This window comes from Xanthobacter cornucopiae, assembly GCF_043195065.2.
In the GTDB taxonomy this organism is placed as follows: Bacteria; Pseudomonadota; Alphaproteobacteria; order Rhizobiales; family Xanthobacteraceae; genus Xanthobacter.
The window spans coordinates 3,716,880-3,732,856 of record NZ_CM195531.1 but is presented as its reverse complement, the minus strand read 5'-3'; the positions used below and the strand labels follow the sequence as shown (position 1 = coordinate 3,732,856).

The following is a 15,977-nucleotide window of genomic DNA, read 5'->3' as shown; positions in this document are numbered from 1 at the left end:
GCCCGATTCTCGTCCGGAGGGTGCCCCGTGCCCCGTGTGCTCACCATTCCGCCCACCGCCCCGTTTCTCGCCACCCTGGCGGGGGCGCTGCTGGACGGGCGGCTGATCCCGGGCTACGCGCCCCGCCAGGACCCCATGGCCCTGGCGGACGCCACGGTGTTCCTGCCCACCCGCCGCGCCTGCCGCCTGTTCGCGGAGGCCCTGCGGGTGGCTGCGAAGACCGAGGCGCTGCTGCTGCCGCGCATCGTTCCCCTCGGCGACGTGGACGAGGATGCGCTGGCCTTCTGCGAGGACGCGCCCCTGCTGGCGGCGCCCCACGCCATCGCCCCGGTGCACCGTCGGCTGGTGCTGGCCTCGCTGGTGGGACGCTGGCGCGACACCCTGAAGGCCGGCGAGGGGCGGGCGGCGGTGGCCGCCGGGCCGGCCGCCACCCTGGCGCTGGCCGACGAGCTGGCGGCGCTGTTCGACGATCTCTCCACCGCCGGCGTGCCGGTCTCGCGCCTCGACGGGCTCACGCCGCGCGAGCTCGATCCCTATTTCGAGATCAGCCTCGATTTCGTGCGCATCGCCCGCGCTGGCTTCGACGCCTATCTCGCTGCCGCCGGGCTGGTGGAGCCGGCGGTGCGGCGCGATGCCCTGGTGGACGCGGAAGCCCGGCGTCTCGCTGGGCTCGGGGCGGCGGCCGGGCCGGTGATCGCCGGCGGCTCCACCGGCTCCATGCCGGCGACGGCGCGGCTGCTCACCGCCATCTCCCGCCTGCCCCGGGGCGCGGTGGTGCTGCCGGGGCTCGACCTCGAGCTGGAGGACAGCGCCTTCGCCCTGCTCGCCGATCCGCTCGATGGCGCGCCCGACCATCCCCAGTATGGCCTCGCCAGATTGTTGCGAACGCTGGGGATCACGCGCGCCGACGTGGACCCCCTGGCCGTCTCCTCCGGTCGTGAGTTGCTGCTGAGCGAGGCCATGCGGCAGGCGGAGACCTCAGACCTGTGGGCGCTGTTGCCCGACCGCCTGCCCGAGGCTACCCGCGCCGAAGCCAGCGCCGGCCTGACCATCGTCGAGGCCGATGATCCGCGCCAGGAGGCGCTGGCGGTGGCGCTGCTGCTGCGCGAGGCGCTGGACCGTCCGGGCGCGACGGCGGCGCTGGTGACGCCCGACCGCGACCTGGCCCGCCGGGTGGTTTCGGAAATGGCGCGGTTCGGCGTGGCGCTGGACGATTCCGCCGGCACGCCGTTGGGGGAGGCGCCGGTGGGCCGGCTGGCGCGGCTGGTGGCGCAGGTGGCGGCCGAGGCGTGCGCCCCGGTGCCGCTGTTCGCGTTGCTCAGCCATCCCCTGGCCGGCTTTGGTCTCGACCCCGCGTTGAAGGCCGAGGCGCTGGCGGCGCTGGAGCTGGCGGCGCTGCGCGGGCCGCGTCCGCGGGCCGGGGTGGCCGGGCTGCGGGCGGCGCTGGAGGCCTGCGATCCCGACGCCTTTCGCGGCGCCGACCCGCGCCGCCGCCTGACCGACGCCGCCTTGCACCGGGCTGGCCTGCTGGTGGACCAGCTGGAAGCGGCGCTGTCGGACCTGTCGGCCCTGGCCGGGCGGTCTGGCCCGCTGCCGCTGCCGGCGCTGGTGGCGGCCCATCGCGCCGCGGTGGAGGCCATCTGCGGGCCGCTGGACGAGGCCGACGAGGATCCCGCCCGCGCCGCCCTGGCGCGGGCGTTCGGCGCGGTGGGCGAGGCGGCCGCGGTGGGCCCGGACCTGACCTTGGCCGATTATGCCGACGCCGTCTCCTCGCTGATCGGCGACGCCATGGTGCGCCCGGAGGGCGAGCGGCATATGCGCCTGCGCATCCTCGGGCCGCTGGAAGCGCGGCTGGTGCAGGTGGATCGGGTGGTGCTGGGGTCCCTGGTGGAAGGCGCGTGGCCGCAGCAGGGCGAGACCGACCCCTGGCTCAGCCGCCCGATGCGGCTCGACCTTGGCCTGGACCTGCCGGAGCGGCGCATCGGCCTGTCGTCGCATGACTTCGTGCAGGCGTTCGGCGCCGCCGAGGTGATGCTGACCTATGCCGGCAAGGTGGGGGGCACCCAGAGCGTGCCCTCGCGCTTTCTCAAGCGGCTGGAAACCGTGTTGGGGCCGGAGTTGGCGGCTGCCGCGCGGGCGCGCGGCAGCCGCTGGAAGGCCGCCGCCGTGGCCCTCGACGTGGCGCCGCCGGTGCCGCGCGCCACCCGCCCGGCGCCGGCACCGCCCCTGGCGCTGCGGCCGCGCCGGCTGACGGTGACCGAGATCGAAACCTTCCTGCGCGATCCCTATTCCATCTTCGCCCGCCATGTGCTGCGGCTGCAGCCCCTGGACCCGCTGGATGCGGCGCCAGGCGCCGCCGAGCGCGGCTCGGCGCTGCATGCCGCGCTCGGTGCCTTCACTGCCGAATTCCCACGCACGCTGCCGCCTGACGCCCTGGAACGGCTGCTGGCGCACGGGCGCGCGGCGTTCGCCCCGCTGGCGGTGTTTCCGGCGGAACACGCGGTGTGGTGGGCGCGGTTCCAGCGGGTGGCGGGCTTCGTGGTGGAGTTCGAGCGCCGCCGCCGGATGCGGTGCGAGACCATCGTCGCCGAGACCCCGGGCCAGATCGACCTGCCCCTTGCCCGGCTTTCCCCGGGCGCCGCCAGCTTCCGTCTCGCCGGCCGCGCCGACCGCATCGAGGTGATGCGCGACGGCACCCTGGCCATCCTCGACTACAAGACCGGCACCGCCCCCACCGCCCGGCAGGTGGCCTCGCTCTCGCCCCAGCTCGCCCTGGAAGCGGCCATGGCGACGCGCGGCGCCTTCCGCGAGGTGCCGCCGCTGCCGGTGTCGGAGATCACCTATGTGGAGCTGAAAGGCGGCGCCGCCGGCGGTGAGGAAAAGCCCATCCGCTACAAGGACCGCACCCCCACGGACGTGGCCGAGACCGCGCTTGAGGGGCTGCTGTCGCTGCTGGCGGCGTTCGAGGACGAGGCCCAGGGCTATCGCTCCCTGGCGGCGCCGCAGTGGCAGGGCGGCTTCGGCGATTACGATCATCTGGCGCGGGTGCGCGAATGGGCGCTCGGCGGGGAGGAAGAGCAATGACCGCGCCGATCTCCACCGGCCCCAAGGCGGAGGCCACGCGCCGCCAGTCCCTGGCGTCCGATCCCGCCCATTCGGCCTGGGTGTCGGCCAATGCCGGCTCGGGCAAGACCCATGTGCTGGCGCGGCGGGTCATCCGCCTGCTGCTCGACGGGGTGGCGCCGGCGCGCATCCTCTGCCTCACCTACACCAAGGCGGCGGCGGCCAACATGGCGAACCGGGTGCTGGGCATCCTCGGCCGCTGGGTGGGCCTCGACGATGCCGGCCTCGATGTGGAGCTGGCGGCGGCCACCGGCACGCCGGTGACGGCGGCGCTGCGGGCCCGGGGGCGGCGGCTGTTCGCGCTGGCGCTGGAGACGCCGGGCGGGCTCAAGATTCAGACCATTCACGCCTTCTGCGGCGGCCTGCTGCATCGCTTCCCGTTCGAGGCCGGCGTGGCCGCCGGCTTCCGCGAGCTGGACGAGGCGGGCCGGGCCGAGCTGATGGCCCGCATCCGCCAGGATCTGGTCGTCGAGGCCACCGGCCATCCCGAGGGCGAGCTGGGCCGGGCGCTGGCGCAGCTCATGGCCGACCTGTCCGACAGCTCCATCACCGCCCTGCTGGACGCCGCCATTGCCGAGCGGGTGCGCATCGGTGCGCTTGGGGCGGGCGCCGGGGCCCGCCGCGCCGCGCTGGCGGCGGCGCTGGGGGTGCCGGAGGGCGACGGCGTCGCCGCGCTGGAAGCACAGGTGCTGGACAGCCCGCACCTGCCCTGGAGTGAATGGGAGGCCGCAGCCGGGGCGCTCGCCACCTCCGACAAGAAGACCGACCAGGACCGCGCCGCCGCCCTCCAGGCCGCCTATGAGGCGGGCGATCCGGCGGAGGCGCGCGCCGAATATCTCAGCGTCTTCCTGACCGAGAAGCGCGAGCCGCGGGCCGACCGCAGCCTGGCCACCAAGTTCGTGGCCGAGGCCTATCCCGATCTGCTCGCCCGCATGAAGGCGGAACGCGAGCGGCTGGCCGGCCTGGAGGCCGCCTTGCGCGGCGCCCGCGTGCTGGAGCGCACCGAGGCGGCGCTGGTGCTGGGGGCCGAGGTGTGCCGGCGCTACGAGATGCAGAAGGCCTTGCGCGGCCTGCTGGATTTCGACGACCTGGTGGCGCGCGCCTCCGGCCTGCTCAATCAGGTGCCGGCCTCGTTCGTGCATTACAAGCTCGACCAGGGCATCGACCACGTGCTGGTGGACGAGGCGCAGGACACCAGCCCGGCCCAGTGGGCGGTGGTGCATGGCCTCACCTCCGAGTTCTTTTCCGGCGCCGGTGCCCGGGCGGGGGTGCGGCGCACCATCTTCGTGGTGGGGGATGAGAAGCAGTCCATTTTCTCCTTCCAGGGCGCCGATCCACGGGCGTTCGGCGGCATGCGCTCGGAGTTTGCCCGCAAGGCCGGCGGCGCCACCTTCCAGGAAGTGAGCCTGCCCCATTCCTTCCGCTCCGCCCCCGGCGTGCTGGAGGCGGTGGACCGCATCTTCGCCGGCCCCGAGGCGCGCGCCGGCGTGACCCTGGATTCCGCCGCCCCGGTGCATACCGCCATCCGCGCCGAGGCGCCGGCGCTGGTGGAACTGTGGCCGACCACCGTGCCGAGCCCGGTGCCGGAGATGGACGACTGGCGCCGGCCCCTCGACGCCGTGGCCGCCGGCGATCCGGTGACGGCCCTGGCCGAGCGGATCGCCGGCTTCATCCAGGCCGGCATCCGGGCCGGTCTTGCCATCCCCGCGCGCGGAGGCCGGGCCATGCGGGCCGGCGACGTGCTGGTGCTGGTGCGCCGGCGGGGCCGGGTGTTCGAGGCCGTGATCCGCGCCCTCAAGGAGCTGAAGGACGCGGACGTGGCCGTGGCGGGCGCCGACCGGCTGGTGGTGGCCGAGCACATTGCCGCCCTGGACCTGATGGCCCTGGGCGACGCGCTGCTGTCGCCCGACGACGATCTGGCCCTGGCGAGCGTGCTCAAGAGCCCGCTGTTCGGCTTCACCGACGACGATCTCATGCGCCTGTGCCCCGCCCGCCCCGGCCGCCTGGCCGATGCCCTGGCGGCGGCGGACGACGCTCGGGCCCAGGCCGCCGCCGGCCGCCTTGCCGCCTGGCGGGCGGAGGCGCTGGCGCTGCGGCCGTTCGATTTCTATGCCCGGGTGCTCGGCCGTGACGGCGGCCGGCGGGCCATGCTGGCGCGGCTCGGCCCGGAGGCGGCGGACGTGCTGGACGAGTTCATGACCCTGGCGCGCGCCCACGAGGGCACCGAGCCGGCGAGCCTCGCCGGCCTGCTCGCCTTCCTGCGGCGCGGCGGCGCCGAGACCAAGCGCGACATGGAAAGCGACCGCGACGAGGTACGGGTGATGACCGTGCACGGCGCCAAGGGCCTGGAGGCCCCGGTGGTGATCCTGGCCGACACAGTAGACCTGCCGCGCGCGCGATCGTCCGGCGGCTTCCTGCGGCTGCCGGTGGCGGGCGGGCCGGAGGTGCCGGTTCTGGCCGCCCGCAAGGGCGAGGATTCCCCGGTTCTCGCCGCCGCCCGCGCCGCCGCCGCCGCCCGCGACCTGGATGAGTACCGCCGGCTGCTCTATGTCGCCCTCACCCGCGCCGAGGATGCGCTGATCGTCTGCGGCGCCGAGACCTCCTTGCCGGCGAAGGACAAGGACCACGCCCGGCCGGAGGGCTGCTGGTACGAATTGGTGCGCACCGCGCTGGCGCCGGAGGCGCGGACGGCGCCGGCGTTCGGCTTCGAGGGAGAGGTGCTGCGCTGGGGCCGGGCCGAGGGCGTGTTCGGCCTTGCCCCGCGGGCGCCGGCGGCGGTGGCCGAGGCGGTGCCCCAGCCCCTGCGCTTTGCCGGGGCGCCGCCCCACGAGCCGCCGCCCCGGGTGCTTCGGCCGTCCCGCGCCAGCGTCGTCCTCCCCCATGGCGGCGGCGCCCCGGAGCGGCTCTCGCCGGTGGTGCGGGGCGACCTGCTGCACCGCCTGCTGGCCGGCCTGCCGCAGGTGGAGCCCACCACGCGGGCGGCGGCGGGCCTGCGCCTGTTGCGCCACGCGGGTGACGGGCTCGACGCGGACATCCACGGGGAGATCCTGGCGGAGGCCCTCGCCGTGCTCGGCCATGCACCGCTCGCGGATCTGTTCGGCCCCGACAGCCGGGCCGAGGTGCCGGTGGTGGGGCGTCTCGCCCTCCCCGGGCGCGGGCCGGTGGCGGTGAACGGGCGAATCGACCGGCTCGCGGCGCTGTCCGACCGCATCCTGGTCGCCGACTTCAAGACCGACCGCCGGCCGCCGGAAACCCTTGAACAGGTGGAGCCCGCTTATGTGGCGCAACTGGCCGTGTACGGCGCACTGCTGTCGCAGGTGTTCGGCGGGCGCGCGGTGGAGGCCCGCCTCGTCTACACGGCTGAGCCAAGGGTGTTCGTGCTCGACGCGGCCCGCCTCCAGGCGTCACTCGTCCACCTTTCCGCGCTCACCTCGGCGTGACGCGGCTTGACGGGACGGGGAGGGCATCCCTACGTTCCGGAGCAACATTCAGTGGCTCTTTCTTTCTGCCCCTACGAGGTGTGCCATGGCCGTCGAAAAGGTGACCGATCAGAACTTCGAGACCGACGTGATCAACTCCAGCGCGCCGGTGATCGTTGATTTCTGGGCGGAATGGTGCGGGCCGTGCCGCATGGTGGCGCCGATCCTGGACGAGGTCTCCGGCGAGCTCGACGGCAAGGTGCGCGTCGTGAAGCTGAACGTGGACGAGAATCCGCAGACCGCCTCCAAGTACGGCATCATGTCCATCCCCACCCTGCTGCTGTTCAAGGACGGCAAGATCGCCTCCCGCCAGGTGGGCGCCGCCCCCAAGGCCAAGCTGGTGCAGTGGATCAACGCCGCCATCTGATCCCATCGGCCCCGGTCTTCGACCGGTGCCAAGTGGGCTCGCTCGAGTGGGCCCGCTCAAATGGGCCCGCTCAAATGGGCCCGCTCAAGCGCCGCGCGGGCTTGACCAAAGGCCCATGAGCCAAGCTCACGGGCCTTTGGTCTGACGCGGGGCCGGTCGGCGGAGGCCGCCGGAGCCACGTGATGTCTTGAAGCAGGCATCCGCACGCCGGCCCGGCATGCGGATGCCTTTTTCGTGTCCGCGCGCTGGCCGTGCGCCGGGTCGCTGGCCAGCTACAGGATGAGGCCGCCGCGGGCGAGGCTGCGCACGTCGGCGAGCTGGATCGACAGGTCGGCCACCTTGTCGCCATCGGTGTCGCCCTGGAGCAGGCCGCCGGAGAAGCGCAGCTCGCCGGCGGTGCCGGAAAAGGCGGACGTGCCCACATAGACGAAGGCGTCGTCGGCGGTGCCGCCGATGCTGTTGGCGTCGATGGCGGACAGGTCCAGCCGGTCGCCGGCGGCGGCCGAGAAGTCGGTGATGAGGTCCTGGGCCGCCAGCGGGGAGTCGGCGGCGTCCGTGTAGACGAAGCGGTCCGCGCCGCCGCCGCCGGTCAGCGTGTCGGCGCCCGCGCCGCCGGTGAGCCGGTCGCCGCCGCTGCCGCCGGTGATGGCGTTGGCGAGGCCGTTGCCTGTGCCGGTGAAGCTGCGGCTGCCGGTGTAGAGCAGATTTTCCACATTGGCGCCGAGGCTATAGCCGGCGAGCGTGGTGCGCACGGTGTCGATGCCGCCGGCGGCGCTCTCCACCACCCGGTCGCCGACGGCGTTCACCACATAGGTGTCGTCACCGGCGCCGCCGGCCATGACGTCGTCGCCGCTGCCGCCATCCAGGATGTCGTTGCCGGCACCGCCGGAGAGGGTGTCGTTGCCCGCCCCGCCGGAGAGCCTGTCGTTGCCGGCACCCCCGGTGAGACGGTTGGCGAGGCCGTTGCCGGTGCCCCGGAACGCGCCGGTGCCGACGAAGGCGAGGTTTTCCACGTTGTTGGTCAGGGTGTAGGCGGCAAGGGTGGTCTGAACCAGGTCGATGCCTTCGTCGCCGTATTCCTGGACGATGTCGCCCGCGTCCTCCACCAGATAAGTGTCGTTGCCGGCGCCGCCGCGCATCCGGTCGTTGCCGGCGCCGCCGATCAGGGTGTCGTCGCCCTCCGCGCCGTAGAGCGTGTCGTTGCCGGCGCCGCCGTCGAGGATGTCGTTTCCGGCCCGGCCGTCCACCGTGTCGTTGCCGGCGCCGGTGGTCAGCCGGTCGGCGCCGGCGGACCCGCTCAGATACACCGCCCGCGTGCCGAGCTCGTCGCTCAGGTTCAGGCTGCCCCGCGCGGCGAGGGTGAGATGCACCCGGGCGTTGGGCTTGTCGGCGGACACGGCGATGGTGGTGAAGGACTCCAGCTGGGCCGCCGTGGCGGTGATCTCGCCGCCGTCGGTGTAGAGGAACTCCACGTTGCGCAGGGTGCCGAGCCGGGACAGGTCGCCGCCCCAGGCCAGGGTGAGCCTGTCGATGCCGGCGCCGCCGTCCACCTGGCCGGCAAGGCCCGAGGCGACGATGAGGGTGTCGTTGCCGGCGCCGCCGCGCAGGGTGGTGGTGGTGCCGGCATAATCGGCCAGGGTGTCGTCGCCGGCGCCGCCGTCGAGCACGTCGTCGCCGTCGGTATCGGTCAGCAGGTCGTTGCCGGCACCGCCCAGCAGGCGATCGTTGCCGGCGCCGCCGTCGAGGCTGTCGTTGCCGGTGCCGCCGGTGAGCAGATCGTCGCCGGTGCCGCCGGTGAGGTTGTCGTTGCCGGCGCCGCCGGTGAGGCTGTCGTTGCCGTCGCCGCCGCTCAGCCAGTCGTTGCCGTCGCCGCCGTCGAGGGTATCGTTGCCGGCGTAGCCGAGCAGGCTGTCGTCGCCGCCGCCGGTGGTGAAGGCATCGGCGCCATCCGTGCCCTTGAGGGTGGCGGAGCGGCCGGCCAGCGCGGCCGCCAGGTTCACGCTGCCGCTGGCCGCGAGCTGCAGATAGACCGGGCTCGACAGGTCGTCCGCCGCCACGGCGATGGTGTCGAAGCCCTGCAGCTGGGCGGCGGTGGCCTTCGCCTCGTTGCCGGAGGTGTAGAAGACCTCCACATTGGTGATGCTGGTGAGCGCCGACAGGTCGGAGCCCCAGGCGGTGGTCAGCACGTCGGTTCCGGCGCCGCCGTCCACCGTGCCGGCCATGCCGGAGAGCAGGGTGATGACGTCGTCGCCGGCGCCGGCAAGGACGCGGGTGGAGATGCCGGCGAAATCGGTGAGCACGTCGTTGCCGGTGCCGCCGGAGAGGGTGTCGTCGCCATCCCCGCCGTCCACGCGGTCGTCGCCGGCGCCGCCGGACAGGATGTCGTTGCCTTCGTAGCCGTAGATGACGTCGTTGCCGGCGCCACCGTCGATGCGGTCGTCGCCGGCATAGCCGTAGGCGGCGTCGTCGCCGGCGCCGAGGGTGACGACATCGTTGCCGGCGGAGCCCGCCAGGCTGGCGGCGCGGCCGGCCAGCGCGCCCGACAGGTCCACCGTGCCGGCGTCGGCCAGGGTGAGATAGACCGTGGTGGCGGGCGCATCGGCGGTGGCGGCGATGGTGGTGAAGGAGGCGAGCTGCGCCGCCGTCGCCGTCACCGCCCAGCCGCCGGTGTAGAGGGTTTCGATGCCGGTGATGCGGGAGAAGCCTTCGAGAGTGCCGGACAGCACCGTGAGCACATCGGTTCCGGCGCCGCCGTCGATGGTGCCGCCCATGTTGGCGCCGACGGTGATGGTGTCGTTGCCGGCGCCGCCCAGAATGGTGGTGCGGTTGCCCTCCACGTCGTAGAGGAAGTCGTCGCCGTCGCCTCCCAGCAGGCGGTCGTTGCCGCCGGCGCCGTTCAGGCTGTCGTTGCCCTGGCCGCCGGTGAGGGTGTCGTCGCCGTCGCCACCGGCCAGGACATCGTCACCGCTCGTTCCCGTCACGTCAGCCACGATGCCGATCTCCTCTTGTCCGGCCCGGCGCGGGCCACAGGGGGCGGAACGTCCGGCGATGCGACGCCGGCCACGGTCCAGCTGGTACCCCAGCCGGATGCACCCGGGCGGGCCGGGTTGCAAGCCCGCCGCCGCGCGCAGCGGTCAAAACCGTGCGAGCATGCCATTGGCCGCGTGGTCGAGTTTCGCCTTGAAGTTGTTCCGGCGGCGATGGTAATTGCCGGCACGGCATATCCCCGCGGCCCCGCCTTGCGAGGCGGCTTCCGGACCCGACGACGATGACGACAGCCCGCCGCACGGCCCCGCCCGCCACCGTCCCGATGGCCTCCACCCGCCCTGGGGCGGCGGACATGACCAGAGCAGGTGCGACCGGCGCCGCCATATTTTACCACCCGGAAGCCTATACCACGAGCGGCCCCAAGCTCATGGGCCGCAACGCCGCCGGGCAATCTTTCCTGGACGGCTTCCTGGCGCATGCGCGCGGATCCGGCGCCTGCGCCCTGGTGGATGCGACGGCCCATGCCGATCCGTTCCGCGCCGCCGTGGCCGCCTCCGGGCGCGCCGGGCCGGTGACGGTGCTGGACCGCACGGGCCTTCCCGGTCTCGAACGGGCGGGCACCCTGTTTTATCCCGGGCCGGACATCGAGGCCCACGCCCGGCGCCGGGCCGCCTTCGGCGCCACGCGCTGGAGCCTCACCGGCGTCACCCACACCACCGCGTCGGCCGGCGTGATGGACGTGTTCACCGGCCTGGTCGCCGGCAACGTGCAGCCCTGGGATGCCATCATCCTGACCTCGACGGCGGTGCGCGACCAGGTGGCCTGGATGCTGGCGGCGGAAGAGGAGCGGCTGGCGCGGCGCTTCGGCCCCTTCCGCTGGACGCAGCCGCAGATGCCGGTCATTCCGCTGGGCCTGAACAGCGCCGCTTTTGCCAGCGATGCCGCCGCCCGCGCCGCCGCCCGCGCGCGGCTCGGGGTGGGGCCGGACGCCATCGTGGTGCTGTTCATTGGGCGCTTGGCCTATCACGCCAAGGCCCATCCGCTGGCGATGTATCAGGCGCTGCAGGCGGCGGCGCGGGGCGACGGCGCCCGGCACGAGGTGGTGCTGGTGGAGTGCGGGTGGTTCGCCAACGACCATATCGCCGCCGCGTTTGCCGCCGCGTCTGGCCAAGCCTGTCCCGACGTGCGTGTGGTGCGCCTTGATGGCCGCGACGCCGAGGCGCGGGGCACCGCCTGGGCGGGGGCGGACGTATTCTGCTCGCTCTCGGACAATATCCAGGAAACCTTCGGCCTCACGCCCATCGAAGCCATGGCCGCCGGCCTGCCGGTGGTGGTGAGCGACTGGGACGGCTATCGCGACACGGTGCGCGACGGGGTGGACGGCTTCCGCGTGCCCACCCTGATGCCGGTGGCCGGGCTGGGCGGAGACCTGGCGCTGCGGCATGGGCTCGGGCTCGACACCTACGACCTGTATTGCGGGCTCACCTGCGCCCTGGTGGCGGTGGACGTGGACGCGACCACGCAGGCGTTCCGCCAGCTGTTCGGCTCGGCCGAGCTGCGCCGGCGGATGGGCGAGGCGGGGCGTCAACGGGCTCGCGAGGTGTTCGACTGGGCGGCGGTGATCCCGCGCTACGAAGCCCTGTGGGATGAACTGGCGGAGCTGCGCCGGGCTGCCGCCGCGCAGCCCCAGCCCCGCCCCCGCTGGCCGGGGCGGCCGGACCCGTTCGCCGCGTTCGCCGGCTATTCCACCCATCACCTGGGCCCCGACACGGTGCTGGAACTGGGGGCGCCCGACCTCGACACGGCACTGGCGCGGGCGGCCGAACTGCGGGCGCTGGCAATGGTGGACTACGCCCGCGTGGTGCTGCCGGCCGATGCGGACGTGGCGGTGGTGCTGGGCGCGGCGGCTGCGGGCCCGGCCCCGGCGCATGCGCTGGTGGCGGCTGTGCCGGCGGACCGGCGGACGCGGGCGCTGCGCGGCCTCGGCGCCCTGGCCAAGCTCGGGCTGCTCCGCCTGCCCAGGTGAGGGGGAGCCGGGGGCGGCCGCGGGCCGCCCCGATGCGGGTGGCGATCAGCGGTCCATGGCCTCGAAATCGGCGAGGCCGCGCTCGAAGCGGGCGAGATTGGTGGCCGTATAGGCGCGATAGTCGAAGTCGATCTGCGATTCGAGCTCGGAAATCATGCTCCACAGGCTCTCACGCAGCAGGGACGACACGAACATGGCCTGGAACCTGAGGCGCAAGGCGTCGTCCGGCGCGCGTTCGTAATACAGCGACAGCAGCGCCTCGCGCTGGGCGTGGTCGAACTCGTTGTTGGAGGCGAGGTTGCCGAGGTCGAACAGCGGCGTGTTGAAGCCGCCGTAGTCCCAGTCGATCAGCCACAGGCGCCGGCCGTCGTCGATGAAGTTGGCCGGCAGCAGGTCGTTGTGGCCGAACACGATCTCGGTGGGCCCCAGGGCCGCTTCAAGGCGCTCGGTCACGGCCGCGAGGCGCGGCAGGTCCGCCGCCAGCCGGTGCCGGCGCTCGGCCAAAGCGGACAGGTAGTTGCGCAGGACATGGAAGGTCCAGAAGCCCAGCGCCGGTCCGCGGATGTGGCGGGTGACCTCGCGGTGGCTGCGCTTCACCAGCTCAGCCACCCGCGGCAGGTTGGCGCGCACGTCGGCATCGGTGAAGGTGCGACCCTCGATGAAGTCGATCACCACCAGCCCGGGCTCGAAGTGGCGCAGGGCGGGGGAGACCCCCGCCGCTTCCGCCGCCACCGACGCCGCCCGCTCGTTGAAGCGCATGACGTTGTGCAGCGGGATGTCGGCGCCGAGGCGGACCACGTATTTGCGCGGCCCGTCCTCCACCACGAAGTTCGAGTTCGTGATGCCGCCCCCGAGCGGCTTGGGATCGACCGGGCCGCGCCAGAAGGAGAGGGCGCGGACGCGGTCTGCGGCGGCGCTCATGGGTGGCCCCTTCCGGTCTTCAGGCGGGCGCTGCCGGCGGTGATGAGCCGGTCGGCGATCATGCCGATGAAGGCCACCGACAGGCCCGCCACCAGGCCCAGCCCGACGTCGGCCTTGGCGAGCGCGGCATAGGTCACCTGGCCGAGGTCGCGGGTGCCCACCAGCGCGGTGATGACCAGCATGGACAGCGCCAGCAAAATGGTCTGGTTGAGGCCCAGCAGCATGTCGGGCACCGCCAGCGGCAGGCGGATGCGGGTGAGGAGCTGCCGCCGCGTGCAGCCGCTCATGACGCCGGCCTCGATGAGGTGGGGCGAGACCTGCGCCACGCCGTGGGCGGTGTAGCGGATGGCGGGGGCGATGGCGTAGAGCACGATGGCGATGAGGGCGGTGAAGTCGCCGACCCGGAACAGCATGACGATGGGGATCAGGTAGACGAACGCGGGCAGGGTCTGCAGCGTGTCGATGATCCATTCCACCGCCGTGCGCAGCGCCGGGCGCTGGGCGCAGGCCACCCCCACCGGCACGCCGATCAGGGTCGCGATCAGCACCGCCACGCCGCACAGGTAGACGGTGATCATGGTGGCCGGCCACAGCCCCACCACCGCCATGAAGGCGCACATGAGCCCCACCGTCAGCGCCAGCCGCGCGCCGCCGAGCCAATAGCCGGCGAGCGCGGTCACCGCCACCACCCACGGCCAGGGCAGCGCCAGCATGAACATCTTCACCGGCGCCAGCAGGTTCAGCAGGATGAAGGTCTTCACCGCATCCAGCGGGCCGTTGAAGTTGATGTTGATCCAGGAGACGAGGTCGCTCCAGAACGGCGCCGTGGACAGCCGCAGGCCGGCCGGATAGGCGGCGATCTGGGGCCAGTGGGCGGCCGCGATCCAGCCCGCCGCCGCCAGCGCCAGCGCCGCGTAGACGCCGATGCGCACCCGCTGCCGGTCCTGCGCCGCCCGGCGGTTGCGCCGGGCGCGGAAGGCCAGGGCCTGGGCGAAGCGGTCGAGCAGGATGGCGAGCACGGTGATGGCGAGGCCGGCTTCCAGGCCGCCGCCGATGTCGAGGCGGCGCAGCGCCGCCAGCACGTCCCAGCCGAGGCCGCCGGCGCCGATCATGGAGGCGATGATGACCACGTTGAGGGACAGCATGATGACCTGGTTGACGCCCACCATCAGCGCCGGCATGGCGGAGGGCACCAGCATCTTCCAGGTGATCTGGCGCCGGGTGCAGCCGGTCATGCGGCCCAGCGCCTCGATCTCCTCCGGCACCGCGCGGATGGCGACGATGGTGATGCGCACCATGGGCGGCACCGCATAAATGATGGTGGCGATCATCGCCGACACCGGGCCGAAGCCGAACAGGATCAGCATCGGCAGCAGATAGGCGAACACCGGCATGGTCTGCGCCACGTCGAGCAGCGGCGAGATCGCCCGCTCCAGCAGCTTCGAGCGCACGCAGCCGAGGCCCAGCAGCAGCCCGCCGAAGGCGCCGATGATGGCCGACACCAGCACCGAGGCGAAGGTGACCATGGCGCTGGTCCACTGGCCGAACACCGCGAGGTACAGCAGCCCCGCCGCCATGCCCACCGCCAGGCGCAGTCCGCCGATGGCAAAAGACAAAGCGGTGGAGGCAATCACCATGGCGAACCACGGGATGGGCGGAAACAGCTGCACCGCCGCCGAGCCCTCGCCCTGCATCACGCCGGTGGCGAACAGCGAACGGGCGACCACCAGGGGCACGTTGAGCACGGACGAGAGGGCGCGCGTGAGGTCGCGCACCGTGAACAGGCCGAAACTGGCGCTGCCCATCAGCCACTTCATGAAATCGGAGATCCAGCCCGCCAGCGGCAGCTGCCAGGCGGTGGGATATTTGGTGGCCCAGCCGGGCAGGGCGCCGGCCGGCAGCATGACGACGACGATGGTGAGCGCCACCACCGCCGGCCACACCAGGCGGCGCCAGGGAAAGGGGGCGGGGGCCGCCGTGTCCGGGGTGGATGTGACCAGGGTCATGCTGCGGCGGTCCTCGGTTCGCGGCCCACCAGCACGTCGATGACGGCGAGGCGGTCGATGGCGCCGATGACGCGGCCGTTGTCCACCACGCCGTAATAGGCGTCGGTGGTCTCCACCTGGTGGGCGAAGCTGGCGATGCGCGCCCGCGCCTCGATCAGGCCGGCGAAGCGGGCGTCGGCGGGGGCGGGGGCCATCACGGAGCGGGCGGTGAGAATCTTGGCGCGCGGTGCCTCGCGGGTGAAGGCGCGCACGTAGTCGGTGGCCGGGGTGAGCACCAGTTCCTCGGCGGAGCCGATCTGCTCCACCTTGCCATCCTTCATGATGGCGATGCGGTCGGCGATGCGCACCGCCTCGTCGAAGTCGTGGGTGATGAAGACGATGGTCTTCTTCAACATGCCCTGCAGGCGCAGCACCTCGTCCTGCATCTCGCGGCGGATCAGCGGGTCGAGGGCGGAGAAGGGCTCGTCCAGGAACCACAGGTCCGGATCGGCGGCGAGCGAGCGGGCGATGCCGACGCGCTGCTGCTGGCCGCCGGACAGCTCGCTGGGGAAGCGGTGCTCGCGCCCCTTCAGGCCCACGAGCTCGATCATCTTGTGCGCCTTGTCCAGGCGCTCGGCCTTGGTGCGGCCCTGGATCTCCAGGGGGAAGGCCACGTTCTGCAGGATGTTGAGATGGGGCAGCAGGGCGAAATGCTGGAACACCATGCCCATCTGGTGGCGGCGGATCTGGATCAGCTCGCTTTCCGAATACTTGAACAGGTCGCGCCCCTCGAACAGCACGGCGCCGGCGGTGGGCGCGGTGAGGCCGGAGAGGCAGCGCACCAGGGTGGACTTGCCGGAGCCGGACAGGCCCATGATGACGAAGGTCTGCCCGCGCTGGATGTCGAGGTCGACATCGCGCACGGCGGCGGTGACGCCGGCCTCGGCCAGGGTGGCGGCGTCGGCGGACAGCCGGCCGTCGACGACGAAGCGCTGGGCTTTCGCCCCGTAGAGCTTGGCGACGCCTCGGCAGGCAAGAACGGGATGGCTCATGGTCGTGGGCCTTGGAAACGAAGGAAGCGGCGCAGG

8 protein-coding genes are annotated in these 15,977 nt (G+C 73.0%); 4 read left to right on the top strand and 4 right to left on the bottom strand.

All coding sequences use genetic code 11. The features are described from left to right. The first annotated feature begins 27 nt into the window (after nucleotides 1-27). The 3 genes from addB (at nucleotide 28) to trxA (ending at nucleotide 6,969) form a co-directional block, all read left to right on the top strand. Nucleotides 28-3,084 carry a double-strand break repair protein AddB gene (gene addB / locus V5F53_RS16435; RefSeq protein ID WP_393994788.1) on the top strand — a complete coding sequence of 1,019 codons (3,057 nt, stop codon included), beginning with the start codon at nucleotides 28-30 and terminating at the stop codon, nucleotides 3,082-3,084. Continuing rightward, complete coding sequence (addA, locus tag V5F53_RS16430; RefSeq protein WP_393994789.1) at nucleotides 3,081-6,563, top strand: double-strand break repair helicase AddA; 3,483 nt, start codon at nucleotides 3,081-3,083, stop codon at nucleotides 6,561-6,563. Before addB ends, addA begins: the two co-directional genes overlap by 4 nt. Nucleotides 6,564-6,648: 85 nt before the next feature. Continuing rightward, nucleotides 6,649-6,969 carry a thioredoxin gene (gene trxA / locus V5F53_RS16425; RefSeq protein ID WP_393994790.1) on the top strand — a complete coding sequence of 107 codons (321 nt, stop codon included), beginning with the start codon at nucleotides 6,649-6,651 and terminating at the stop codon, nucleotides 6,967-6,969. 272 nt (nucleotides 6,970-7,241) lie between these two features. Here trxA and V5F53_RS16420 read toward each other — a convergent pair whose 3' ends face one another. After that, entirely contained in the window at nucleotides 7,242-9,959 is a 2,718-nt protein-coding gene (locus V5F53_RS16420; protein ID WP_393994791.1) for a beta strand repeat-containing protein, read from the bottom strand. 350 nt (nucleotides 9,960-10,309) lie between these two features. On the opposite strand from V5F53_RS16420, the gene V5F53_RS16415 reads away from it, so the two are divergent. After that, entirely contained in the window at nucleotides 10,310-11,983 is a 1,674-nt protein-coding gene (locus tag V5F53_RS16415) for a glycosyltransferase family 4 protein (protein ID WP_393994792.1), read from the top strand. 45 nt (nucleotides 11,984-12,028) lie between these two features. Here the strand turns inward: V5F53_RS16415 and V5F53_RS16410 are convergent, their stop codons facing one another. The 3 genes from V5F53_RS16410 to V5F53_RS16400 are packed head-to-tail and all read right to left on the bottom strand — an operon-like array spanning nucleotide 12,029 to nucleotide 15,941. Next, on the bottom strand, nucleotides 12,029-12,904 hold the full coding sequence (locus V5F53_RS16410; protein WP_393994793.1) for a phosphotransferase: 876 nt from the start codon (nucleotides 12,902-12,904) through the stop codon (nucleotides 12,029-12,031). Then, entirely contained in the window at nucleotides 12,901-14,910 is a 2,010-nt protein-coding gene (locus tag V5F53_RS16405) for an ABC transporter permease (protein ID WP_393994794.1), read from the bottom strand. The genes V5F53_RS16410 and V5F53_RS16405 overlap by 4 nt, the downstream gene beginning before the upstream one ends. Continuing rightward, nucleotides 14,907-15,941 (bottom strand): quaternary amine ABC transporter ATP-binding protein, encoded by a 1,035-nt coding sequence (locus V5F53_RS16400; RefSeq protein WP_393994795.1) that lies wholly within the window; start codon nucleotides 15,939-15,941, stop codon nucleotides 14,907-14,909. The genes V5F53_RS16405 and V5F53_RS16400 overlap by 4 nt, the downstream gene beginning before the upstream one ends. Nucleotides 15,942-15,977 lie beyond the last annotated feature (36 nt).